We start from the raw sequence: 24,373 nt of genomic DNA, 5'->3' as shown, positions 1-24,373 counted from the left end.
GCCGAACAGACCAACCTGCTGGCCCTCAACGCCGCCATCGAAGCCGCCCGGGCCGGTGAGCAGGGGCGCGGTTTTGCCGTGGTCGCCGACGAGGTGCGGACCCTGGCCAAGCGCACTCAGCAATCCACCGAAGAGATCGAACAGATGATCGCCAAGCTCCACGGCGGGGTGAGCGCGGCGGTCAAGGCCATGGGCAGCAGCCATGAGATGGCCAGCGGCACGGTCGGGCAGTCGGAGAAGGTCCAGCAGGCGCTGGAAAACATCCTTGGCGCGGTGGGCATGATCGTCGACCAGAACCAGCAGATTGCCGCGGCCGTGGAGCAACAGACGGCGGTGGCCCACGACATCGATCAGAACATCGTCGAAATCAACCGTGCCGGCGAGCGCACGGCGGAAGGCGCCCACCAGACCGAGGACGCCAGTCGCCAGTTGTCGGTCCAGGTGTTGCAGTTGAAGCAGCTGATCGGCGCTTTTCGCGTCTGAGTTCAGGCCGTTGTGGCTGGCCAGCCGAACAGCGCGCAGGCATTCGCGGTGCTGGCGGCGGCCAATTGCTCGGGGGCGATGCCCATGAGGTCGGCCAGGGCGGCGCAGATGGCCGGCAGGTGCTGGGGGCTGTTGCGCAGCCCGGCGAACATGACGGGCGCCATGTCCGGCGAGTCGGTTTCCAGGACCACCGAATCCAGCGGCAGTTCGGCGATCACCTTGCGCAGGCGCAGGGCCTGGGGCCAGGTGGCGGCGCCGCCCAGGCCCAGCTTGAACCCCAGCTTGAGGTATTCCCGGGCTTCTTCACGGCTGCCGGCAAAGGCGTGGATGATCCCCGCACGTTTGAGCTTGAAGCGCTTGAGGGTGGCGATCACTGCCGCGTGGCTGCGCCGCACATGGAGCAGGGCGGGCAATTGAAAGTCTGCGGCCAGCTGTAATTGGGTCTCAAACAGCTGTTGCTGGCGCTCCCGGTCCAGGTGCGGCAGAAAGTAGTCCAGGCCGATTTCGCCCACCGCGCATAGCTGGCGATGGCCCGCCAACCGGGCCAGCCAGTCGCCCAGCGCCTTGATATCGGCCGGTTGGTGCTGGTCCAGATACACCGGGTGCAGGCCAAAGGCGGCGTATAACTGAGGATCGCTTTGCACCAGATCCCAGACCCGCTGCCAGTTGTCCTGATAGACCCCCAGCACCACCATTCGCCGCACCCCAAGGGCGCGGCTGTCCGCCAGAAGCGCGACGCGATCCTGATCGAAATCCGGGAAATCCAGGTGGGTATGGCTGTCGATCAGTTCCACGCGTCAGTCCTGCAGGATGCGCTGCTTGAAGGTCCGGGGAATGGCCTGCACGCCTGGCTGGTAATGGTTGTCTTCGATGGCTGCCAGGGCCAGTTGCAGCGCCTTGTCGGCCATCAAGGCATGTTGCTGGGCCATGGCGTTCACCGGCAGCGGCAGGAAGTCCAGCAACTGGGTGTCACCAAAGGTGCCCAGGCGCAGGGGCCGGGATTTGAGCGGGAAGTCCTGCAGGGCATCGAACACCCCCTGCAACAACACATAGGAAGTGGTGACCAGGGCGTCCGGCAGGTGGCCGAGGCGCTGCAGCAGTTCTTCCATCAGTTGCCGTCCGCATTCACGGCTGAAGGACTCGCCGTGTTCGACCAATACTTCGCCGTCGAAGCCTTCCAGGGCCAGGCGGAAACCGGCAGCCCGCTCCTGGCTGATGCTCAATTCGGGGCGGGCGCCGATCAGGGCAATCTGCTTGGGTTCGGGCTGCAACAGGCTGCGGGTCAGGTGCAGGCTGGCTTGCTGGTCGTCGCTGACAACCGAGCAGAACAGTTCAGGTTGCATCACCCGGTCGATGGCGATGATCGGCAAGCCTTGCTCTTGCAGCAGGCGATAACTGTCATCGTCGGCGGGCAGGCAACTGGCGACGAACAGCGCATCGCAGCGCCGGGCGCGGAACAGTTGCAGCAGTTGCCGCTCGCTTTCCGGGGCGTCGTCGGAGCTGGCGATCAGCAACTGGTAGCCGCGTGCCCGGGCACCTTGTTCCAAGAGTTTGGCGATGCGGGCGTAACTGGGGTTTTCCAGGTCCGGCAGGATGAAACCCAGGGTCCGGGTGCGCCGGCTGCGCAACCCGGCCGCCTGCGGGTTGGGGGTGAAGCCATGTTCTTCGACCACTGCGCGCACCCGTTCGACGGTGCTGCTGCTGATGCGTTGTTGTTCGGCTTTGCCGTTGATGACGTAGCTGGCAGTGGTAACAGACACACCGGCCAGCCGAGCGATATCACTGAGTTTCAACCCGGTTTTTCCTTGTTTTTTGACGCATGCGGCAGGATTTTGGCCGATCCTACTCCATCTGGGCAGACGACCATCGTCGGAACATGCATTCGACCGGAAGGGCTTCAAGGATGCGACATTATCGAGTAACGTGCCCAAGATTCTAGATTAAACGTTTCAGCAAGCGTATTTTCCAGGGTTATAAACAAACCGGAAGCCTGCCTGCCAAGCAATCAGTCCTGTTTGTGGCATTAAAGACACCTAAGCTGAATCATTCAAAACAATACCTAGCGCCCACCCCCGCGCTAAATAGGAGAAAGCATGCTCGAGCTCACCATAGAGCAGATATCCATGGGCCAAACGGCTGTGGATAAGTCCGCGGCACTGCACCTGCTGGCCGACAAACTGGTTGCCGATGGTTTGGTTGCCGAGGGTTATCTCGCCGGCCTCAAGGCCCGGGAAGCTCAGGGCTCGACCTTTCTCGGACAAGGTATTGCCATCCCCCACGGCACGCCGGAAACCCGTGACCAGGTGTTCGCCACCGGCGTGCGCCTGCTGCAATTTCCCGAGGGCGTGGATTGGGGCGACGGCCAGATCGTCTACCTGGCGATCGGCATTGCCGCCAAATCCGACGAACACCTGCGTTTGCTGCAACTGCTGACCCGGGCCCTGGGCGAGACCGACCTGGGCCAGGCTTTGCGTCGCGCCAGTTCGCCTGAAGCCTTGCTGAAGCTGTTGCAAGGGGCGCCGCAAGAGCTGGCCCTGGACGCGCAAATGATTGGCCTGGGCGTGGCCGCTGAAGATTTTGAAGAGCTGGTGTGGCGTGGCGCTCGCCTGCTGCGCCAGGCCGAGTGCGTGAGCAATGGCTTTGCCGCCGTGCTGCAACAGGTGGAAGCGCTGCCCCTGGGCGATGGCCTGTGGTGGCTGCACAGCGAGCAGACCGTGTTGCGCCCGGGCCTGGCCTTTGTCACCCCGGACAAACCGATTCGTTACCTGGGTCAGCCCCTGAGCGGGCTGTTCTGCCTGGCCAGCCTCGGCGAGGCCCACCAGGCCCTGCTGGAGCGCTTGTGTGCGCTGCTGATCGAAGGCCGTGGCCATGAGTTGGGCCGCGCCACCAGCAGCCGGGCGGTGCTCGAAGCGCTGGGTGGCGAATTGCCGGCGGACTGGCCCAGTGCCCGTATCGCCCTGGCCAACGCCCACGGCCTGCATGCGCGGCCGGCGAAGATCCTGGCGCAACTGGCCAAGAGTTTTGAAGGCGAGATCCGCGTTCGCATCGTCGACGGCAAGGATTCCGCCGTGTCGGTGAAGAGCCTGAGCAAGCTGCTCAGCCTCGGCGCCCGTCGCGGCCAGGTGCTGGAACTGATCGCCGAACCGAGCATTGCTGCCGATGCCTTGCCGGCGCTGTTGGCCGCCATCGAAGAAGGCCTGGGCGAAGAAGTCGAGCCGCTGCCGGCGGTGAGCGCACCTCGGGAAGTGGTTGAAGAGGTGGCTGTGCCCGTCAGCGCCCCGGCGTCCGGTAGCCTGGTCCAGGCGATTGCCGCCGCGCCGGGGATTGCCATCGGCCCGGCCCATATCCAGGTGCAACAGGCCATCGACTACCCGCTGCGCGGCGAGTCCACCGCCATCGAGCGCCAGCGCCTGCAGCAGGCCCTGGCCGATGTGCGTGGTGATATCGAAGGTCTGATCCAGCGCAGCAAGGCCAAGGCCATCCGCGAGATTTTCATCACCCACCAGGAAATGCTCGACGACCCGGAACTTACCGATGAAGTCGACACCCGCCTCAAGCAGGGTGAAAGTGCGGAAGCCGCGTGGATGACCGTGATCGAAGCCGCGGCCAAGCAGCAGGAATCCTTGCAGGACGCCTTGCTCGCTGAACGCGCCGCCGACTTGCGGGACATCGGTCGTCGGGTGCTGGCCCAATTGTGTGGCGTGGAAACCCCCGCCGAGCCTGAGCAGCCCTACATCCTGGTGATGGACGAAGTGGGCCCGTCGGACGTGGCGCGCCTCGACCCGGCCCGTGTGGCCGGCATCCTCACCGCCCGTGGCGGCGCCACCGCCCACAGCGCCATCGTCGCCCGGGCCCTGGGCATTCCGGCGCTGGTGGGCGCCGGCGCCGGCGTCTTGCTACTCAAGTCCGGCACGCCTCTGCTGCTCGATGGCCAGCGCGGTCGCCTGCATGTGGACGCCGACAGTGCCACCCTGCAACGGGCCGCCGAAGAACGTGACACCCGCGAGCAGCGCCTCAAGGCCGCCGCCGAGCAACGTCATCAGTTGGCCCACACCACCGACGGCCATCACGTCGAAGTCTTCGCCAACATCGGCGAAAGCTCCGGCGTCACCAGCGCTGTGGATAACGGTGCCGAAGGCATCGGCCTGCTGCGCACCGAGCTGATCTTCATGGCTCACCCGCAAGCCCCGGACGAAGCCACCCAGGAAGCCGAATACCGCCGTGTGCTGGATGGCCTGGCCGGTCGTCCGCTGGTGGTGCGCACCCTGGATGTCGGCGGCGACAAACCGCTGCCTTACTGGCCGATTGCCAAGGAAGAAAACCCCTTCCTCGGGGTGCGCGGCATCCGCCTGACCCTGCAACGCCCACAGATCATGGAAGCCCAGTTGCGCGCCTTGCTGCGTTCGGCCGACAACCGCCCGCTGCGCATCATGTTCCCCATGGTCGGTAGCGTGGATGAGTGGCGCCAGGCCCGGGACATGACCGAGCGCCTGCGCCAGGAAATCCCGGTAGCCGACTTGCAGCTGGGGATCATGATCGAAGTGCCGTCCGCTGCCTTGCTGGCGCCGGTGCTGGCCAAGGAAGTGGACTTCTTCAGCGTCGGCACCAATGACCTGACCCAATACACCCTGGCCATCGACCGCGGTCACCCGACCTTGTCGGCCCAGGCCGACGGCCTGCACCCGGCTGTGCTGCAACTGATCGACATCACCGTGCGCGCCGCCCATGCCCACGGCAAATGGGTCGGCGTTTGTGGCGAGCTGGCGGCCGATCCGCTGGCGGTGCCGGTGCTGGTCGGGCTGGGGGTGGATGAACTCAGCGTCTCCGGCCGCAGCATTGCCGAGGTCAAGGCGCGGATCCGCGAACTCAGCCTGGTCCAGGCGCAAACCCTTGCTCAACAGGCCCTGGCCGTCGGCAGCGCCGATGACGTGCGTGCCCTTGTGGAGGCCATGTAATGGCAACGATTCTTACCCTGACCCTGAACCCGGCGCTGGACCTCACCGTCCAGTTGGCGCGCCTGGAACCGGGCCAGGTCAACCGCAGCGAAGCCATGCTCACCCATGCCGCCGGCAAAGGCGTGAACGTGGCTCAGGTGCTGGCCGACCTCGGCCATCAACTGACGGTCAGCGGCTTTCTTGGCGAAGACAATCCCCAGGCGTTCGAGGCGTTATTTGCCCGCCGTGGTTTTGTCGACGCCTTTGTCCGCGTACCGGGTGACACCCGCAGCAACATCAAGCTGGCCGAGCATGACGGCCGTATCACCGACGTCAACGGCCCGGGCCCGCAGGTCAGCGAGGCGGCGCAGCAGGCACTGCTCGAACGCCTGGAGCAGATCGCCCCCGGGCACGACGCGGTGGTGGTGGCTGGCAGCCTGCCTCGGGGCGTCAGCCCGGAGTGGTTGCACGGGTTGCTACTGCGCCTGAAGAGCCTCGGTTTGAAAGTGGTCCTCGACACCAGCGGCGCCGCCTTGCGCGCCGGCCTGGCGGCGGGCCCCTGGCTGATCAAGCCGAACACCGAAGAACTGGCCGATGCCCTGGGCAGTCCGGTGCTGTCGTTGGCCGCCCAGGCCGAAGCTGCCCAGCGCTTGCACGCCCAGGGCGTCGAGCACGTGGTGATTTCCCATGGCGCCGACGGTGTGAACTGGTTCAGCACGGCACCGACATTGCAGGCGTTGCCGCCCAAGGTCACGGTGGCCAGCACCGTGGGCGCCGGCGACTCGTTGCTGGCCGGCATGCTCCACGGTTTGCTCAGTGGCCACAGCGCCGAACAGACCTTGCGCACCGCCACCGCCATCGCCGCCATGGCGGTGACCCAGATCGGTTTCGGCATCAGCGACGCCGCGCAACTGGCGCAGCTTGAGCAGGGGGTGCGTGTTCATCCCCTCACAGAACAATAAGAGGGTTGCTTATGAAGTTAGCCATTATTACCGCCTGCCCCAATGGCATGGTCACCAGCGTGCTTTGTGCCCGTTTGCTCGATGCTGCGGCCCAGCGCCAGGGCTGGAGCACCAGCGTTGAAGTGCATGACGATGCCCATCCCGAGCGCGAGTTGTCGGCAGGCACCATCGAAGCGGCCGAGTGGGTGCTGGTTGTCAGCACCGGGCCTGTGGATATGTCGCGGTTTGTCGGCAAGCGGGTCTATCAGAGCACGCCGTCCCAGGCCCTGCAGGATGTGGACGCGGTGCTGCGCCGTGGCGCCGAAGAAGCCCAGGTGTATGTCGCCGGTACAGCCGTTGCCGAACCCGTGACCGCGGCTGCGCAATCGGTACCGCGGTTGGTGGCGATCACCGCCTGCCCGACCGGGGTGGCCCACACCTTTATGGCCGCCGAAGCGTTGCAACAGGCGGCCAAACGCCTGGGTTACGACCTGCAGGTGGAAACCCAGGGCTCGGTGGGCGCCCGCAACCCCTTGAGCGCCGAGGCCATTGCCCAGGCGGACGTGGTGCTGCTGGCGGCGGACATTGAAGTCGCCACCGAGCGTTTTGCCGGCAAGAAGATTTACCGCTGTGGCACCGGGATCGCCCTCAAGCAAGCCGAGGCCACGCTGAACAAGGCCCTGGCTGAAGGTCAGCAGGAGTCGGCAGCCAGTGGCGGCCAGGCGCCGGCCAAGCAGGAAAAGACCGGGGCCTACAAGCATCTGCTCACCGGCGTGTCGTTCATGCTGCCGATGGTGGTGGCAGGCGGCCTGATGATTGCCTTGTCCTTCGTGTTCGGCATTACCGCGTTCAAGGAGCCGGGCACCTTGGCCGCGGCCCTGATGCAGATTGGTGGCGAAACCGCCTTCAAGCTGATGGTGCCGCTGTTGGCGGGCTACATCGCGTACTCCATCGCTGACCGTCCGGGCCTGGCGCCGGGGATGATTGGCGGCTTGCTGGCCAGCACCCTGGGTGCCGGTTTCATTGGCGGCATCGTGGCCGGGTTTATCGCCGGTTATGCGGCCAAGGCGATCAACAAATACGCACGCCTGCCGCAAAGCCTCGAGGCGCTGAAGCCGATTCTGATCATTCCGTTGTTGGCCAGCCTGTTCACCGGCCTGGTGATGATCTACGTGGTCGGCAAACCGGTGGCGGGCATGCTGGAAGCCTTGACCCACTTCCTCGACAGCATGGGCACCACCAACGCGATTCTGCTGGGCGTGCTGCTGGGCGGGATGATGTGCGTGGATTTGGGCGGGCCGATCAACAAGGCGGCCTATGCGTTCTCGGTAGGGCTGCTGGCCTCCCAGAGTTATGCACCGATGGCCGCGACCATGGCCGCGGGCATGGTGCCGCCCATTGGCCTGGGCATCGCCACCTTTATTGCCCGACGCAAATTTGCCCAGACCGAACGCGAAGCCGGTAAGGCCGCCCTGGTATTGGGCCTGTGCTTTATCTCCGAAGGCGCGATTCCGTTTGCCGCCAAAGACCCGTTGCGAGTGATCCCGGCGAGCATTGCCGGCGGCGCCCTGACCGGGGCTTTGTCGATGTACTTCGGCTGCAAACTGATGGCGCCCCATGGCGGCCTGTTTGTCATGCTGATCCCGAATGCCATCAACCATGCGTTGCTGTACCTGCTGGCGATTGTCGCGGGCAGCCTGCTCACTGCGGTGGTGTATGCGGTGGTGAAACGGCCTGAGGCGGTGGAGCTGGCCCTGCAACCCGCCTCTTCGTAGGAGCCGGCTTGCCGGCGCACAGGCCCTTGAGCCCTGCGCCGTTCCGGCCGACGCCTTCGCTGGCAAGCCAGCTCCTACGGAGGGTGCGGCACGATTGGGGTAGGAGCCGGCTTGCCGGCGAATAGGCCCTTGAGCCTTGTGCTGTTCAGGCGGGCGCCTTCGCTGGCAAGCCAGCTCCTACGGAGGGTGCAGCACGATTGGTGTAGGAGCCGGCTTGCCGGCGAATAGGCCCTTGAGGCTTGCGCTATTCAGGCAGGCGCCTTCGCTGGCAAGCCAGCTCCTACGGAGGGTGCCGCACGATTGGTGTAGGAGCCGGCTTGCCGGCGAAGCGTCTGACGCCTCAGTACACGTCCCGACGGTAGCGACCTTGTTCGATCAGGTGTTCCACCTGCGCGGCGCCCAGCACTTCGTTGAGCACTTGATCCACCCCTGACGCCATTCCCTGCAAACTGCCGCAGATGTAGATCGACGCGCCGTCTGCCAGCCAGGCTCGCAGCTCGTCGGCGGCGTCTCGCAGGCGGTCCTGCACGTAGATTTTCTCCGCCTGATCCCGGGAAAAGGCCAGGTCCAGGCGCTCCAGGTCGCCAGTTGTGCGCCATTCCTGCAGCTCGTCCCGGCAGTGGAAGTCATGCTCGGCATGGCGCTCGCCAAACAACAGCCAGTTGCGCTGCTGGCCCTCGGCGATACGGGCCTTGAGCAAGCTGCGCAAGCCTGCCAGCCCGGTGCCGTTGCCCAACAGGATCAGCGGGCAAGGTTCGGCCGGCAGATGGAAGCCGCTGTTGCGGCGAACCCGCAAGCTGATGGCCGAGCCCACAGGCGCGTGCTCGGTCAGCCAGCCGGAGCCGATGCCCAGGCTGCCGTCGGGATGACGTTCCTGCCGCACCAGCAACTCCAGTTGGCCGTCGCTGGCAATCGAGGCGATGGAGTATTCACGCAGGCTCAGAGGCACCAGGGCATCCACCAGGGCCTGGGCATGCAGGCCCACCAAGTGGCTGCGGTTTTCCGGGAGTTGGCGGCTGGTCAGGGCCTGGCTCAGGGTCTCCTGCAGGCCGTCGAGTTGCACTTTGCTGTCGCCGTCCAGGCCCAGGCCATTGAGGAAGAATTCCACCGCCCAGTCGCTGTTGCGCGGCATGACTTCCACCAAATCCCCGGCCAGCCAACTGGTGGGGGCGGGCGCGCTCAGGCCCAGCAGGTACACGCCGGAACCCTCGCTCTCGGGGTTGAGCAGTTCACGCCGGTCCAAGGTCCAGTTGGCGAAGGTCGGTGCCTGCCACAGGTCCACCGGCGCTTGCCCGGTCAGTTGCCCGAGCTGTTGCTGCCAATGGCGCAGGGCGTAAGTGTCGCCGCTGTCCACTTCGATGGGGGCGAACAGGGTGGTGCCGCCGTGGGCTGTCAGCCAGGCATGCAAGCGTTTGGCAAAGCCGCAGAAGTGCGGGTACTGGCGGTCGCCCAGGCCGAGCACGGCGTAATTGAGGCCGTCCAGGGGCAGTTCGCGGCCGAGGATCTTGCGCTCAAAGCCCCGGGCGCTGTCCGGTGCCTCGCCGTCGCCAAAAGTACTGACCACAAACAGGGCGTTTTTCGAGGTGCGCAGGTCGTCCTCGCTGAGGCTGGCCAGGGCTTGGACCTTGGTCGGCAGCCCCGCCGCCTGCAATTGCCCGGCGGTCTGCCAGGCCAGTTGTTCGGCAAAACCGCTCTGGCTGGCGAAGCCGATCAGCCACGCCGGAGCGTCGCCGGTGTGGGTTTCCAGGCCCTGGCGCGCGGCCTTGATCTGCTGCTTCTTGCGGCGTCGGTCGAGGTACAGCAACCAGCCAGTGATAAAGAACAGCGGCATGCACACCGAGGCCAGGGCCATGAGGATGCGTCCCACCAGGCCGAAGTAGCTGCCCACGTGCAGGGCATAGATGCTGGTGAGCAACTGCGCTTTGAAACTCTTGTCGGCGTAGCGGTCATGCTGCTTGATGACCCCGGTCGCCGGGTCCATCTGGATCTGGTTCAGGGCTCGCTCATGGGGCGAGGTCTTGAGCAGGTAGTAGACCGTGGCCGGCTGCCCGGCCACGGGTGGCATGCGGAAGTTGTAGGCGTTGAGGTCCTTGCCGGCGTTGCTGTAGAGGCTGCTCCACATGGCGTTGTAGTCGGCGACCGGGGCCGGCCCCTTGGGCGGTGGCGCGCCGCGTCCGCCGCGCTTGCGTTCGATCTGCGACGAGTCGGACAGCAGCTTGGTGACGCCGTTGCTGTACCACTCGTAGGACCAGGTCAGGCCGGTCAGCGCCGCCAGCAGGTAGAACACCAGGCACCAGGTGCCGGCCACGGCATGCAGGTCCCAGTTGAAGCCACGGCCTTTTTTCGCCGAGTCCAGGGTCAGCCAGGCGCGCCAACTGGCCACTTGGCGCGGCCAGCGCAGGTACAGCCCGGACAGGCAGAAAAAGATCAGGATCAGGGTGCAGGCGCCGGTGATCTGCCGGCCGCTGTCACCCATGGCCAGGAAACGGTGCAACTGCATCATCAGGCCGAAGAAGTCCTGGCCCACGGCATCGCCGAGGAATTCGCCGGTGTAGGGGTCGAAGTAACGCATCTGTCCACGGCGCTCGCCGGGCGGCGGGGTGAAGAACACCCGCGCGGCATGGCCGCTGTCGGTTTCCACCCAGAGCATGGACACGGTCTTGCCCTCGGCGGCCTCGACCTTGGCCACCAGTTCGGCCGGCGGCAATACTCCGGCGGGCTGCTTCTCGACTTGCAGCACCGAAGGGTTGATGACCCGCAGGATCTCGTCCTGGAAGGACATCATGGCCCCGGTGACGCCCATCAGCGCCAGCACCAGGCCGGCGCTGATACCGAAGAACCAGTGCAGCTGGAACAGGGTTTTTTTCAACACAAGAACCGCCTTGTACGTTCAAAAATAATCGGCACGGCGCGCATTATGCCGTGTGTGGTCGAGACTCATTCGTTTTTACGCAAAAACCCCACGCACCGAAGTGCGTGGGGCTTTGGCAGCGCCACTGAGCGTGTCTGCGCCTGCTTGAATGGCCAGGCGCAGCGGTTCGCGATCAGAAGTGGAAGTTGGCGCTCATCAGTGCAGTACGGCCCGCGGCAACGTGTGCGTAGTGGGTCTGGAACACCTGGTCGAAGTAACGCTTGTCGGTCAGGTTCTGCACGTTGAGTTGCAGGTCGACGTTCTTGCTCAGCTTGTAGGACGCCATGGCGTCGTAGCGCCAGTAGGACGGAATCTCCACCGAGTTGGCGATGTTGCCGAACTGCGAATCGACGAAGGTGGCGCCGGCACCGATGGTCAGCTTCTCGGGCACCACGTCATAGGTGGACCAGAAGGTGAAGTTGTTCCGTGGTGTGCTCGGCGTATGGTTGCCCTCGTCCGCCGCCAGGGTGGTCTTGACCACTTCGCTTTCCATGTAGGTGTAGCCGCCGTAGACCTTCCAGTTGCGGGTCAGCTTGCCGCTGTAGGTCAGTTCCACGCCGTTGACTTGCTGCTCGCCGTCCAGCACCTGGGTGGTGCCGCCGTCCGGGTCGTCGATCCGCGCGTTGGTTTTCTCGGTGCGGAACAGCGCTGCGGTCAAGGACAGGTCATCGCCGAAGAAGTCCCATTTGGTGCCCACTTCGTAGTTGCGGTTCTTTTCCGGTTCCAGGCTGGTGTTGGCGGCGGTCAACTCAAGGCTGCCGTTACCGCTGGTTTCGCCGGCCGGGTTGCTGGAGGTCGAATAGGCGGCATACACACTGCCGTTGGGCAGCGGTTTATAGACCAGGCCAATCTGGTAGTTCCACAGCTGCGAGCTGTTCTCCCGGGAGAAGTCGCCGATCGGTGCGCGGGTGGCATAGCCGCTGGAGCGGGTCTGGTAATCGTCGAAACGCAGGCCGAGGTTCAACGACCATTGTTCGTCGAATTTCAGGGTGTCGAAGACGTACGCCGCGGCGGTCTTGGTGTCGGTGTCGGTGAACGCACGGCTGTCCTTGATGGTGCCGTTCCAGGCATCGCCCGGCGACGGGTTGTTCAGGCTGGTGCAGTCGCCGTTGGCAATCAATGCGGCGTTACAGGTGCTACCGCTGACCGCCGACGTGACGTCGTAGGCGCGGTTGTGAGTGTCCTGGTAGGAGAACTCGATGCCGGTCACCAGGCTGTGCTCGATGAAGCCGGTGTCGAACTTGGCGCTCAGGTCGGTCTGGTTGGACCAGCCCTTGGAGGTCGAGTTACGGCTTTTCGGGCTGCGGTACACGGTGCCATTGGCCACGTTGCCACGGCTGTCGTCAGGGTTGGTGACGATGTAGTCCAGGGTCGAACGGGACAGGCGGAAGCTGTTGGACAGGGTCAGGCTGTCATTCAGGTCGTGTTCGATCTTGAAGGTGCCGCTGTCGCTGGTGGTCTTGCGGTAGTCGCGGCTGGTCAAACCGTAGAAGTTGTCTTTATCGACGTTGGCCGGCTTGTCGACGTTGTACTTGCTGCGGTTGGTGCTGCGGGTCAGCGGGATGCCGTAGTCGGGCAGGTCGTCGGTGCTCAGGTGGTAGTAACCCACAGTGACCCGGGTGTCGGTGCCCAGGCCGAAGGCGAACGAGGGTGCGACGCCCCAGCGGCTGACTTCCACGGCATCGCGACCGGCGACATTGGCTTCGTGCTTCATCAGGTTCAAGCGCACGGCCGAGGTGTCGGTCATTTGCTGGTTCAGGTCCAGGGTGGTGCGCTTGGTCTGATCGGAGCCCCAAGTGAACCCGCCGTTGTACGAGTTGCCCAGCTTGGCGGTCTTGGAGATCAGGTTCAGGCTGCCACCGGTGGAGCCAGCACCGGTAAAGGCCGAGCCTGGGCCCTTGCTGACTTCGATGGATTCGACGTTGAAGATTTCCCGGCCTTGGGACGCGGGGTCGCGCATGCCGTCGATGAACACATCGCTTTCGGCGTTGAAGCCGCGAATGATCGGTCGGTCGCCGGCGGGGTTACCGCCTTCGCCGGCACCAAAGGTGATGCCCGGGGTGGTGCGCAAGGCGTCGACCAGGTTGGTGGCACCAGTGTCGCGCATGACTTGCTGAGGAATGACCGTGACGCTTTTCGGCGTTTCACGCAGGGGCGCGGTGTATTTCTTGGAGGCGGAGTTGTCGCTCTTGTAGGACGTCTCGTCCTGTTCGCCCACCACGCTGGTGGCGTCCAGGGAAATGGCATTGCTCGACGGCTTCTGATCCGTCTCTTCAGCGGCCTGGGCCAAGTGGGCCGCGGAGCCTGCCGTCAGTGCCACGCCAATTGCAGACGCAAGCAAGCGCGGTGAACTGACGGCAGAAAGTGGTGTTTGGCGTGACATGTGATTCCCCTCCCCAAGGATTTGAGGCCGCGGAATATAGGAGAAACAAGTATCGGTATCAATTGAGAAATGTTTACATTCGCATTGAATTTACATTCTTTACACTTTTCCTTTACGGTTTTTACGAACTCGTTCGTCTGGTGGGTTTTACAGCGTCAATAAGAATCAATATCATCGGCGATCCTTTGTCTTCAGGTACCTTGCCATGCTGCTGCACATCCCTGGCGTGTTCACTCGAGAGGAGGTGCTGCGCATTCGCGAAGCCCTGGAGCAGGCGGACTGGGCGGACGGCAAGATCACCGCCGGCTATCAGTCGGCCAAGGCCAAGCACAACCTGCAATTGCCCGAGGGGCATCCGCTGGCCGTTGAAATCGGCACGGCGATGCTTGAGCGTTTGTGGAAGCACCCGCTGTTCATGTCCGCGGCGTTGCCGCACAAGGTGTTTCCGCCGCTGCTCAACTGCTACACCGCCGGTGGCAGCTTTGACTTTCATATCGACAACGCCGTGCGCCAGCCTAAGGGCAGCGCGGAGCGGGTACGCACCGACCTGTCCTCGACCCTGTTCTTCAGTGACCCAGAGGACTACGACGGCGGTGAACTGGAGATCCAGGACACCTTCGGCCTGCAGCGGGTCAAGCTGCCGGCGGGGGACTTGGTGCTGTACCCGGGTACCAGCCTGCACAAGGTCAACCCGGTCACCCGGGGCGCCCGTTATGCCTCGTTCTTCTGGACCCAGAGCCTGGTGCGCGAAGACAGCCAGCGCGCCTTGCTGTTCGAGATGGACGGTGCGATCCAGGCCTTGACCCAGGACATGCCTGACCATCCTTCGCTGATTCGCCTGACCGGCACCTACCACAACCTGCTGCGTCGCTGGGCCGAGGTGTAACCGTGAGCTATCAACTGCGCCGCGAGGAAGTCCTCGACGGCGAGCAACTGCGCGCCATGCTCGAACACAGTCCGGCCCGTGCCGCCCAGGCGGTGCTCGCTGCCGCCAAGCAAGGCGTGCTGGAAGCCCAGGCCCTGCTCGGGCAGATCCTTCTCGACGGCCACGGTATTCAGCAGGACCAGGCCCTGGCGCGGGTCTGGTTCGAGATTGCCGCCCGGCGCGGGCACCTGATGGCGCGCAACATGCTGGGCCGCTGCTTGGAGCATGGCTGGGGCGGCGCTGCCGATGCTGTTGCGGCCGCCGAAGCGTATCGCCAAGCGGCCGACGCCGACCTGGATTGGGGGCTGTACAACTACGCCAACCTGCTGGCCACCGGTCGTGGTGTGGCCGAAAACCACGCCTTGGCCTTGGTTTGCTACCGTCGCGCGGCGGAGTTGGGGCATGCCAAGTCCATGAACCTGTTGGGGCGTTATCTGGAGGAGGGGCTGGTGTGCCAGGCCGACCCGCTGGCGGCTCGGGATTGGTACCGGCGCTCGGCCGAAGGCGGCGACTTTCGCGGGCAGTTCAGCTACGCCGCGGTGCTGGCTGCCAACGGGCGCATCGAAGACGCCCTCCACTGGCTGCACCAGGCCCTGGCCGGTGGCAACCTGAACTTCCTCCGCGTGGCCCGAGGTGCCTTGTTGCAGGCACAGCAGCCGCAGATCCGCGCCTTGGCCCTGGCCTATCACCAGCGAGCCGCAGCCCTGGGAGACGAACGGGACGCCGAGTGCCTGGCTGCGTTGGCTTAAATCACCCGGATTCAAACCCCATCGTTTTCAATCATCGACGCCACACCCGGCCAGAAACGAAAAAGCCCATGACCGGTCATGGGCTTTCTCTTGCAGCTTGCCGCTTAACGCTTGCCGCTGCGTTTAAACATAAAACGATTTCAGCGGCGGGAAGCCGTTGAACTCAACTGCGCTGTAGCTGGTGGTGTAGGCACCGGTGGACAGCCAGTACAGGCGGTCGCCGATGGCCAGGTTCAGGGGCAGGCCGTACTTGTAGTTCTCGTACATGATGTCGGCGCTGTCGCAGGTTGGGCCGGCGATCACCACTTCTTCCATCTCGCCTTTCTTCTCGGTCCAGATCGGGAACTTGATGGCTTCGTCCATGGTTTCGATCAGGCCGGAGAACTTGCCCACATCCGTGTACACCCAGCGCTCGACGGCGGTACGGGATTTACGCGCCACCAGCACCACTTCGCTGACCAGGATGCCGGCGTTGGCGATCAACGAACGGCCCGGCTCCAGGATGATTTCCGGCAGTTCGTCGCCGAAGTCTTCCTTGAGGAAGCGGATGATTTCTTCCGCGTAGGTTTCCAGGCTGTTGGTGCGGGTGATGTAGTTGGCCGGGAAGCCGCCACCCATGTTGATCAGCTTGAGGTGGATGCCGTCTTCTTCCTTCAGGCGTTCGAAGATCACTTTGACCTTGGCGATCGCGGCGTCCCATACGCTGATGTCGCGCTGTTGCGAACCGACGTGGAAGGAGATGCCGTAAGGCACCAGGCCCAGGTCGCGAGCGAGGATCAGCAGGTCCATGGCCATGTCGGTCTGGCAGCCGAATTTACGCGACAGAGGCCAGTCAGCCGTGGTCGAGCCTTCGGTGAGGATACGCACGTAGATTTTCGAGCCCGGTGCGGCCTTGGCGATGTTGCGCAGGTCGGCTTCGGAGTCGGTGGAGAACAGGCGCACGCCCTTCTCGTAGAAGTAGCGGATGTCCTTGGACTTCTTGATGGTGTTGCCGTAGCTGATGCGGTCGGCGCTGACGCCGCGGTCCAGGACCTTGTCCAGCTCGTAGATCGAGGCGATGTCGAAACTCGACCCCTTGTCCTTGAGCAGGTCAATGATCTCGACGGCCGGGTTGGCCTTGACGGCGTAGTAGACCTTAGCGAATTCGAAGCCTGCACGCAGGTCATCGTAGGCCTGGCTGATCATCGCGGTGTCGATCACCACAAATGGGGTTTCTTGCTTGTCGGCGAAAGCCTTCATTTTTTGAAAGGTTTCGCGCGCGAAATAATCTTCGACGTTAATCGACATGCTTGGGAGCTCCTACTGGCAAACGTTAGTAATCAATGGGTGCGAGGGTGTGTCATCAATGAGTTCGCTGCCGTGAACTCATTGATGACACACCCTTCTGAACGTCCTCCGTATCCCCACTTTGGTTCGCCTACTTCCCAAGGCATGTCGCCGAAAGCAAAAAGGTCAACCTGGCGCTGCGCCGCGGGTGACCTTGCTGTCTCGTCGTCAGTACTTGAGCCGGATGGATCGTTTCCAGCATGGACGTTCGGCGCGAACTTTAGGGCGTGAGGGGTTTGAGATCAACAAAAAATGTCGCGTTTTTGCACGCTTCCGTCGTGTGGTCCCAGTCAGCTACTTATGTAACCGACAGGTGTGACGAATTGATGTTCCCCAGATGAGAGCATTGAGGGGAAATGGCGTCAGGCTGATCGCCGGCAAGCCGGCTCCTACATAGGCCTGTAGGAGCGGCTTGCCGGCGATTGGGTCTATCAGGCCAGCGCCGTCTCGGCCGGCGAGACGATGCTGGTCTTGGCCCCGCGAGAGCGGCCCGAACTCAGGTACGCCGCGATCGATTCCTGGGTCACCTCGCCAAGGAATACCCGCTCCGCATCCATCACTGGCAACCACGAACGGTTGAACTCGTACATGCGCGACAGAAGAATCCGCAGGTGTTCGTCGTAGGCGGCCGTGGCGTTGAACTCTCGCAGGTACTGGGCGCAGGTCCCGGTCTGACGGTGCAGGTCGCGACGACGCACGTAGCCCAGGGCCTTGTTCTCGGCACAGGTCACCACCACGTAGCGGCGGTCGTGTTCGTCCATCAGTTCCAGGGCATCGGCCACTGGGGTTTCCGGGCTCACCGACGGTGCGTTGTCTGCAGCGTCTTCGGCCTTCACCAGCAGCAAGCGTTTGAGGGTGCTGTCCTGGCCGACGAAGTTGCTGACGAAATCATCCGCCGGGTGGGCGAGCAAGGTGTCCGGGTGGTCGATCTGCAGCAGCTTGCCGGCGCGGAAGATGGCGATCTTGTCGCCGAGCTTGATGGCTTCGTCGATGTCGTGGCTGACCATGATCACGGTCTTGTTCAGGGCCCGTTGCATCTCGAAGAATTCGTTCTGGATCATCTCGCGGTTGATCGGGTCGACCGCACCAAAGGGTTCATCCATCAGCAGCAGCGGCGCATCTGCCGCCAGGGCGCGAATCACCCCGATCCGTTGCTGCTGGCCACCGGACAGTTCCCGCGGGTAACGGTGCAGGTACTGCTTGGGCTCCAGCTTGATCATGCTCATCAGCTCGCGGGCGCGGTCGTGGCATTTCTGCTTGTCCCAGCCGAGCAGCTTGGGCACCACCACGATGTTTTCCTCGATGGTCATGTTCGGGAACAGACCGATCTGCTGGATCACATAGCCGATGTTGCGGCGCAGGGTCACTTCGTCGAGGTCGGTGGTGTCTTCGCCGTTGATCAGGATCTTGCCCGAGGTGGGCTTGATCAGGCGGTTGATCATTTTCAGCGTGGTGCTTTTGCCACAGCCCGAGGGGCCGAGGAATACGCAAATTTCGCCTTCATTGACGGTCAGGCTTACGGAATCAACGGCGGTGATGGTCTTGCCGTTGCTTTGGAAGGTCTTGGTCAGGTTTTGAAGTTCGATCATTTGAGCAGTCCTTTTGGAGTCAGCGTGCGTTGCAGCCATTGCAGAAGCAGGTCGGCGAAGATGGCCAGGAGACTGACCAGCACGGCGCCGACAATCAGCATCGACATGTCGCTGCGGCTGATGGAAGCAAGAATAAGTACGCCCAGGCCGCCGGCGCCGATGGTGGCGGCGATGGTCATTACGCCGATGTTCATCACCACGGCGGTGCGCACCCCGGCCAGGATCACCGGCACGGCGATCGGCAGTTCGACCATGCGCAGGCGCTGGCCAAAGGTCATGCCAATGCCCCGGGCAGCTTCACGAATGCCCGGTTCCACACCGGTGAGCGCCAGGTAGGTGTTGCGCATGATCGGCAGCAGGGAATAGAGAAACACCGCGGTGATCGCCGGCAGTGGGCCCAGGCCCTGGCCGAACTTGGAGTAGAACGGCAGCAGCAGGCCGAACAGGGCAATGGACGGGATGGTCAGCAGCACCGTGGCGCTGGCTTGCAGGGGGCCGGCCAGGGTGGGGAAGCGGGTCATCAGGATGCCCAGGGGCACGCCGAAGACAATCGCCAGGGTCACGGCGATGCCCACCAGGGTGATGTGTTGCCAGGTCAGTTGCAGCACTTGCTGCCAATCGAGATGGGAAAAGGCATTCAAGAATTCCATGACGTTTCCTCCCTCAGTTCAGTGGATGCTGGCGCAGAAAATCCGCGGCCACGGCGGACGGGCTTTGGTGGTCGACATCGACCCGGGCATTGAGCTGGCGCATTGTCTCGTCGTCGAACAATTCGGCCAGGGGCTTGAGGTCGGCGGCCAGTTGCGGGTGGGCGTCGAGGAAGGCCTGGCGGATCACCGGCGCAGCGGTGTAGTCCGGGAAGTAGTGCAAGTCGTCTTCCAGCAGCTTCAGCTTGAAGGCGTTGAGGCGCCCGTCGGTGGTGTAGACCAGGCCGGCGAACACCTGGCCATTACGCAGGGCGGTGTAGACCAGGCCGGCATCCATCTGGCGGATGTTGTTGCGGGTTAGGTTCATGCCATACAGCTTGACCATGCCCTCCAGGCCGTCGGAGCGGTTGGCGAACTCGGTGTCCAGGGCCACCAAGTGGTTGTCCTTGGATTCGGCGTCCAGGACTTTTTTCAGGTCGCTGACGCTGTTGATCTGCGGGTACGCCTGGGCGACTTTTTCCGGCAGGGCCAGGGCGTAGGTGTTGCTGAATTTCGACGGCGTCAGCCAGACCAGCCCTTGCTTGGCATCGAGCTCTTTGACCCGGGCATAGGATTGCTCGCTGTCGAGCTTTTCGGTGACGTGGTTATAGGCCACCAGGGACACCCCGGTGTATTCCCAGAGCAGGTCCAGCTGCCCGCTTTCATGGGCGCTGCGGGCCAGGTTGCTGCCCAGGCCGCCGGTGATGCGGGTGTCGTAGCCTTTGCTGCGCAGGTATTGGGAGGTGATTTCAGCCAGTAGGGTCTGTTCGGTGAATACCCGGGCGCCAATGCGCACCAGGGGTTTTTCAGCGGCTTGGGCGGCTCCGGCCAGCAGCAGGACGCAGCCCATGATCATCGCTAATGTCTTCATATCGATTCCTTTGCTCAGTCCAGGCTCAAGAGGCGCGCAGGCCACGTTCCAGCCAGAGGCGGCTGGCCAGGGTCACCAGGCCATCCAGGAGCAAGGCCAGCAGGGCGGTGCAGGCCGCGCCGAGCAGCAGTTGCGGCTGATTGTTCAGGGCGATGCCGGGGAAGATCAGGCTGCCCAGGCTGTTGGCGCCGATCAGGAACGCCAGGGGCGCGGTGCCGACGTTGATCGCCAGGGCGACGCGGACCCCACCGATGATGATCGGCACGGCGTTGGGCAACTCGACTTTCCACAGCACTTGGCGCGGGGTCATGCCGATGCCGACGGCGGCTTCCTTGAGGGAGCCCTGGACGTTTTTCAGGCCTTCGTAGGTGTTGCGCACGATGGGCAACAAGGAGGCGAGGAACAGGGCGAAGATGGCCGGGCCAGCGCCGATGCCGAGAATCCCCAGGGCGATGGCCAGCACGGCCAGGGGGGGAATGGTGTTGCCGATGTTGAAGATCTGCATGAAGCGCTCGGCCCGCCCGACCATGTTCGGTCGGCTGAGGAAGATGCCGGCGGGGACCCCCACCACCAGGGCGGCGAACATTGAAGCGAGTACCAGGTACAGATGGGCTTGCAGGTAGAACAACAGATCGTCGCGGTAGTGTTCGATCGTATTGATGCCGATCCAATGGACCAGCAGGGCCAGGAGGGCGATTACCGCCACGCCTCCTATCAGCCCTTTGCCATAGCGAATAGCCACAGGCGGACTCCTTTATATCGGTCGGCGCGCACTTTTCCGTGTGACAAGGCCATGCCTGGCTGCCGGAAAAATGAGCGCGAGAAGCAGCTCGTGGAGGCCGGCTAAGCGGCGTGTACACGGGCCATAAGCGCGGCTCGACGAGGCTAAGTGGCTGATATTTCAGCCGCCTGGCGCCGAGCCGTAACAGGGGAGTGGACGCCCCGGCGTTTCAAAAGGTTCCCTCAATGACAGTATTTAGCCATCGTCCGAGTGCTCAACGGTTCGGTTCTGGGTTCAATTTGGGCTATAATCTGCGCCCTTTTTTTGAATCACCTGCCAGGCGATTTCCCATGACCAAACAGGCCGCCGAAGTCGCGAAACGCCGCACTTTCGCCATTATTTCCCACCCGGATGCGGGTAAGACCACCATCACCGAGAAGCTCTTGCTGATGGGTAAGGCTATTTCTGTGGCGGGTACGGTGAAGTCCCGTAAATCCGATCGCCATGCCACCTCCGACTGGATGGAGATGGAGAAGCAGCGGGGTATCTCGATTACCACGTCGGTCATGCAGTTCCCCTATCGCGAACACATGATCAACCTGCTGGACACTCCGGGCCACGAAGACTTCTCGGAAGACACCTATCGCACCCTGACCGCCGTGGACTCGGCGCTGATGGTGCTCGACGGCGGTAAGGGCGTTGAGCCACGGACCATCGCCCTGATGGACGTTTGCCGTCTGCGGGACACGCCGATCGTCAGCTTCATCAACAAACTCGACCGCGATATCCGCGACCCGATCGAACTGCTCGACGAAATCGAAGCGGTATTGAAGATCAAGGCGGCGCCGATCACCTGGCCGATCGGCTGCTACCGCGACTTCAAAGGGGTCTACCACCTCTCGGGCGACTACATCATTGTCTACACCGCCGGTCATGGTCATGAGCGGACCGAGGTGAAGATCATCGAGAAGCTCGACTCCGACGAAGCCCGCGCCCACCTGGGTGACGAGTACGAGCGTTTTATCGAACAGCTGGAACTGGTGCAGGGCGCCTGTCACGAATTCAATCAACAGGAATTCATGGACGGCCAACTGACCCCGGTGTTCTTCGGTACTGCCCTGGGCAACTTCGGTGTGGACCACGTGCTGGATGCCGTTGTGGACTGGGCGCCGCTGCCGCTGCCCCGCGTGGCCAACGAGCGCACCGTGGAGCCCGAGGAAGAGAAGTTCTCGGGTTTTGTGTTCAAGATCCAGGCGAACATGGACCCCAAGCACCGCGACCGTATCGCCTTTATGCGCATCTGTTCGGGCAAGTACGACAAGGGCATGAAAATGCGCCACGTACGTACCGGCAAGGACGTGCGCATCGGTGACGCCCTGACGTTCTTCTCTTCCGAGCGTGAACAGCTGGAAGAGGCGTACGCCGGCGACATCATCGGCCTGCACAACCACGGCACCATCCAGATCGGCGACACCTTCACCGAAGGTGAAGTGCTGGGCTTCACCGGTATTCCGCACTTCGCCCCGGAACTGTTCCGCCGCGTGCGCCTGAAGGACCCGCTGAAATCCAAGCAACTGCGCCAGGGCCTGCAACAGCTGGCCGAAGAGGGGGCGACCCAGGTGTTCTTCCCCGAGCGCAGCAACGACATCATTCTCGGCGCCGTCGGTGTGCTGCAGTTCGATGTGGTGGCCAGCCGCTTGAAAGAGGAATACAAGGTCGAGTGCTCCTACGAGCCGATCACCGTGTACTCCGCCCGCTGGATCGAGTGCAGCGATAAGAAGAAGCTGGAAGAGTTTTCCAACAAGGCTGTGGAAAACCTCGCGTTGGACGGCGGCGGTCACCTGACCTACCTGGCCCCGACCCGGGTCAACCTGGCACTGATGGAAGAGCGCTGGCCGGACGTGAAATTCCGTGCCACCCGCGAACACCACTAAGCGGTCCCGCAACACCCAAAACCCCGCCGTGCGAACGGCGGGGTTTTTTATTGCCCATCGCCGGCAAGCCGAACCGCGCCCTGTGTAGGCGCTGGCTTGCCAGTGGTCACGCCAGATCACGCTCCACAAAAACCGAGCCCCAGCCCGGATTTTGCAGCGCGCCCATCGCCGGCAAGCCGGCTCCTAAAGGGCGTCGCGAGGTTAGGCGACGAATTGCTCGGCGTAATGGCAGGCCACTTGGCGGTGGTCCAGGGAACGCAAGGCCGGTTCTTCGGTGCTGCAACGTTCTGTCGCATAGGGGCAGCGTTTGTGGAAGGCGCAGCCGGACGGCGGGTTCAGCGGGTTGGGCAGTTCGCCGACGATCTTGATCTTCGGCTTGTCCGGGTCTGGGTGGATGGTCGGCGTGGCCGACAGCAGCGCCTGGGTATAGGGATGCAGCGGACGGCTGTAGATGTCTTCCTTGGGCCCCATTTCCACCGGGCGCCCGAGGTACATCACCATCACGTGGTCGGCCACGTGACGCACCACTGCCAGGTTGTGGGAGATGAACACGTAGGCGGTGTTGAACTCCTGCTGCAGGTCCATGAACAGGTTGAGCACCTGGGCCTGGATCGACACGTCCAGGGCCGAGGTCGGCTCATCCGCCACCAGCACTTTGGGTTGCAGCATCATGGCCCGGGCCAGGGCGATGCGCTGGCGCTGCCCGCCGGAAAACATGTGCGGGTAGCGCTGGTAATGCTCAGGGCGCAGGCCCACCTGTTTCATCATCGCCTGGACCCTTTCCCGGCGTTCAGCCGCCGACAACGAGGTGTTGATCAGCAGCGGCTCGGCCAACTGGTCGCCAATCTTCTGCCGGGGATTGAGGGAGGCATAGGGGCTCTGGAACACCATCTGCACGTCTTTGCGCAGTTGCTTGCGCTGGGCCTTGTTGGCCCCGGCCACTTCCTGGCCGGCAATTTTCAGGGAGCCGGAAGACGGCTCCTCGATCAGCGTCAGGGCCCGGGCCAGGGTGGATTTGCCGCAGCCGGACTCGCCGACCACGGCCAGGGTCTTGCCGGCCTCCAGTTCGAACGACACACCGTTGAGGGCGCGCACCAGGGCGGTGCCCTTGAACAGGCCACGGGAGACTTCGTAATGCCGGGTCAGGTCGCGGGCAGTAAGAACGACGGCCATTACGCCACCTCCTGGTTCAGCGGGTAGAAGCAGCGCACCAGGCTGGCGGCTTGCGGGTCGAGGCTTGGGCGTTGGCTGCGGCAGTTGTCCTGCACATAGGGGCAGCGGGGTGATAGCAGGCAACCCTGGGGCCGGTCGTAACGGCCGGGAACGATGCCCGGCAGTGTGGACAGGCGCGCCGCGCCCAGGCTGTGTTCTGGAATCGCCGCCAGCAGCGCTTCGCTGTAGGGGTGGGCGGGAATTTCGAACAGCTGCGGCACCTGGCCGACTTCCACGGCTTGACCGGCGTACATCACGCAGACCCGCTGGGCGGTTTCCGCCACGACGGCGAGGTCGTGGGTGATCAGCACCAGGCCCATGTTCTGCTCTCGCTGCAGGTTGAGCAGCAGCTCCATGATCTGCGCCTGGATGGTCACGTCCAGGGCGGTGGTGGGTTCATCGGCGATCAGCAGTTTCGGCTCGCCGGCAATCGCCATGGCAATCGCCACGCGCTGGCTCATGCCGCCGGACAGTTGGTGCGGGTAGGCGTCCATGCGGCTGGCGGCGCCAGGGATCTCGACTTTTTCCAGCAGTTCGATGGCGCGCTTGCGGGCGGCCTTGCTCGACATCTTCAGGTGCAGGCGCAGCACCTCCTCGATCTGGAAGCCCACGGTGTAGCTCGGGTTCAGTGCGGTCATCGGGTCCTGGAAAACCATCGCCAGGTCCTTGCCGATGATCTGCCGACGCTGCCGGGCACTGAGCTTGAGCATGTCCTTGCCGTCGAAGTTGAGGGCGTCGGCGGTGACGATGCCGGGGTGCTCGATCAGGCCCATCAGCGCCATCATGGTCACGGATTTACCGGAGCCGGACTCGCCGACGATCGCCAGCACTTCACCCTTGTCCACCTTCAGGTCCAGGCCATCGACCACAGGCACGGCCTTGGCATCCCCGAAGCGCACATTGAGATTCTTGATTTCTAGCAGTGACATGGGA

At 63.4% G+C, this 24,373-nt stretch carries 18 protein-coding genes; 7 read left to right on the top strand and 11 right to left on the bottom strand.

Annotated elements, in window-relative coordinates; genetic code table 11:
• Positions 1–483: methyl-accepting chemotaxis protein (locus tag M1B34_RS04005; protein WP_268264485.1), on the top strand; the 483-nt coding region annotated here is incomplete at its 5' end.
• 2 nt (positions 484–485) lie between these two features.
• Here the strand turns inward: M1B34_RS04005 and M1B34_RS04000 are convergent.
• Positions 486–1,277: a TatD family hydrolase gene (locus M1B34_RS04000; protein ID WP_268264484.1), complete on the bottom strand. Its 792-nt coding sequence runs from the start codon at positions 1,275–1,277 to the stop codon at positions 486–488.
• A 3-nt stretch (positions 1,278–1,280) separates the two neighbouring features.
• Positions 1,281–2,276, bottom strand: a complete 996-nt coding sequence (gene cra / locus M1B34_RS03995) for a catabolite repressor/activator (RefSeq protein ID WP_123337280.1) — start codon at positions 2,274–2,276, stop codon at positions 1,281–1,283.
• A gap of 300 nt (positions 2,277–2,576) precedes the next feature.
• Here cra and ptsP point away from each other — a divergent pair, with 300 nt between their 5' ends.
• Genes ptsP through M1B34_RS03980 form a run of 3 tightly spaced genes read left to right on the top strand, consistent with a single transcriptional unit; the run spans position 2,577 to position 8,133 of the window.
• Positions 2,577–5,438 carry a phosphoenolpyruvate--protein phosphotransferase gene (gene ptsP, locus M1B34_RS03990; protein WP_268264483.1) on the top strand — a complete coding sequence of 954 codons (2,862 nt, stop codon included), beginning with the start codon at positions 2,577–2,579 and terminating at the stop codon, positions 5,436–5,438.
• Positions 5,438–6,379: a 1-phosphofructokinase gene (pfkB, locus tag M1B34_RS03985; RefSeq protein WP_268264482.1), complete on the top strand. Its 942-nt coding sequence runs from the start codon at positions 5,438–5,440 to the stop codon at positions 6,377–6,379. The genes ptsP and pfkB overlap by 1 nt, the downstream gene beginning before the upstream one ends.
• 11 nt (positions 6,380–6,390) lie before the next feature.
• On the top strand, positions 6,391–8,133 hold the full coding sequence (locus M1B34_RS03980) for a PTS fructose-like transporter subunit IIB (protein ID WP_123337275.1): 1,743 nt from the start codon (positions 6,391–6,393) through the stop codon (positions 8,131–8,133).
• Between the two features lie 340 nt (positions 8,134–8,473).
• On the opposite strand, the gene M1B34_RS03975 is transcribed toward M1B34_RS03980, so the two are convergent.
• Both M1B34_RS03975 and M1B34_RS03970 read right to left on the bottom strand, forming a co-directional pair.
• On the bottom strand, positions 8,474–11,005 hold the full coding sequence (locus tag M1B34_RS03975; RefSeq protein ID WP_268264481.1) for a sulfite reductase flavoprotein subunit alpha: 2,532 nt from the start codon (positions 11,003–11,005) through the stop codon (positions 8,474–8,476).
• Between the two features lie 172 nt (positions 11,006–11,177).
• Positions 11,178–13,427, bottom strand: a complete 2,250-nt coding sequence (locus tag M1B34_RS03970) for a TonB-dependent receptor (RefSeq protein ID WP_268264480.1) — start codon at positions 13,425–13,427, stop codon at positions 11,178–11,180.
• Between the two features lie 205 nt (positions 13,428–13,632).
• On the opposite strand from M1B34_RS03970, the gene M1B34_RS03965 reads away from it, so the two are divergent.
• Both M1B34_RS03965 and M1B34_RS03960 read left to right on the top strand, forming a co-directional pair.
• On the top strand, positions 13,633–14,313 hold the full coding sequence (locus M1B34_RS03965) for a Fe2+-dependent dioxygenase (RefSeq protein ID WP_123337269.1): 681 nt from the start codon (positions 13,633–13,635) through the stop codon (positions 14,311–14,313).
• Positions 14,314–14,315: 2 nt separating this feature from the next.
• Entirely contained in the window at positions 14,316–15,101 is a 786-nt protein-coding gene (locus M1B34_RS03960; protein WP_268264479.1) for a tetratricopeptide repeat protein, read from the top strand.
• A 123-nt stretch (positions 15,102–15,224) separates the two neighbouring features.
• Here M1B34_RS03960 and M1B34_RS03955 read toward each other — a convergent pair whose 3' ends face one another.
• From M1B34_RS03955 to M1B34_RS03935, 5 genes are all read right to left on the bottom strand, one after another.
• On the bottom strand, positions 15,225–16,388 hold the full coding sequence (locus M1B34_RS03955) for a type III PLP-dependent enzyme (RefSeq protein WP_123337265.1): 1,164 nt from the start codon (positions 16,386–16,388) through the stop codon (positions 15,225–15,227).
• Positions 16,389–16,858: 470 nt separating this feature from the next.
• Positions 16,859–18,016, bottom strand: coding sequence for an osmoprotectant ABC transporter ATP-binding protein OsmV (locus M1B34_RS03950; RefSeq protein ID WP_123337263.1), 1,158 nt, complete (start codon positions 18,014–18,016; stop codon positions 16,859–16,861).
• On the bottom strand, positions 18,013–18,666 hold the full coding sequence (locus tag M1B34_RS03945) for an ABC transporter permease (RefSeq protein ID WP_123337261.1): 654 nt from the start codon (positions 18,664–18,666) through the stop codon (positions 18,013–18,015). Before M1B34_RS03945 ends, M1B34_RS03950 begins: the two co-directional genes overlap by 4 nt.
• A gap of 13 nt (positions 18,667–18,679) precedes the next feature.
• The gene (locus tag M1B34_RS03940) at positions 18,680–19,573 is read right to left on the bottom strand and encodes a glycine betaine ABC transporter substrate-binding protein (protein WP_123337259.1); all 894 of its coding nucleotides are present in this window, start codon (positions 19,571–19,573) and stop codon (positions 18,680–18,682) included.
• 25 nt (positions 19,574–19,598) lie between these two features.
• Positions 19,599–20,315 carry an ABC transporter permease gene (locus M1B34_RS03935; protein ID WP_268264478.1) on the bottom strand — a complete coding sequence of 239 codons (717 nt, stop codon included), beginning with the start codon at positions 20,313–20,315 and terminating at the stop codon, positions 19,599–19,601.
• A gap of 329 nt (positions 20,316–20,644) precedes the next feature.
• Here M1B34_RS03935 and M1B34_RS03930 point away from each other — a divergent pair, with 329 nt between their 5' ends.
• On the top strand, positions 20,645–22,228 hold the full coding sequence (locus M1B34_RS03930; protein WP_123337255.1) for a peptide chain release factor 3: 1,584 nt from the start codon (positions 20,645–20,647) through the stop codon (positions 22,226–22,228).
• Positions 22,229–22,429: 201 nt separating this feature from the next.
• Here M1B34_RS03930 and M1B34_RS03925 read toward each other — a convergent pair whose 3' ends face one another.
• Positions 22,430–23,401: a peptide ABC transporter ATP-binding protein gene (locus M1B34_RS03925; protein WP_123337253.1), complete on the bottom strand. Its 972-nt coding sequence runs from the start codon at positions 23,399–23,401 to the stop codon at positions 22,430–22,432.
• Entirely contained in the window at positions 23,401–24,369 is a 969-nt protein-coding gene (locus M1B34_RS03920; protein WP_268264477.1) for an ABC transporter ATP-binding protein, read from the bottom strand. The genes M1B34_RS03925 and M1B34_RS03920 overlap by 1 nt, the downstream gene beginning before the upstream one ends.
• Positions 24,370–24,373 lie beyond the last annotated feature (4 nt).

Source organism: Pseudomonas morbosilactucae (genome assembly GCF_023241715.1).
GTDB lineage: Bacteria > Pseudomonadota > Gammaproteobacteria > Pseudomonadales > Pseudomonadaceae > Aquipseudomonas > Aquipseudomonas morbosilactucae.
Note: the sequence above shows the minus strand (reverse complement) of the source record. Positions and strands in the feature narration are given on the sequence as shown.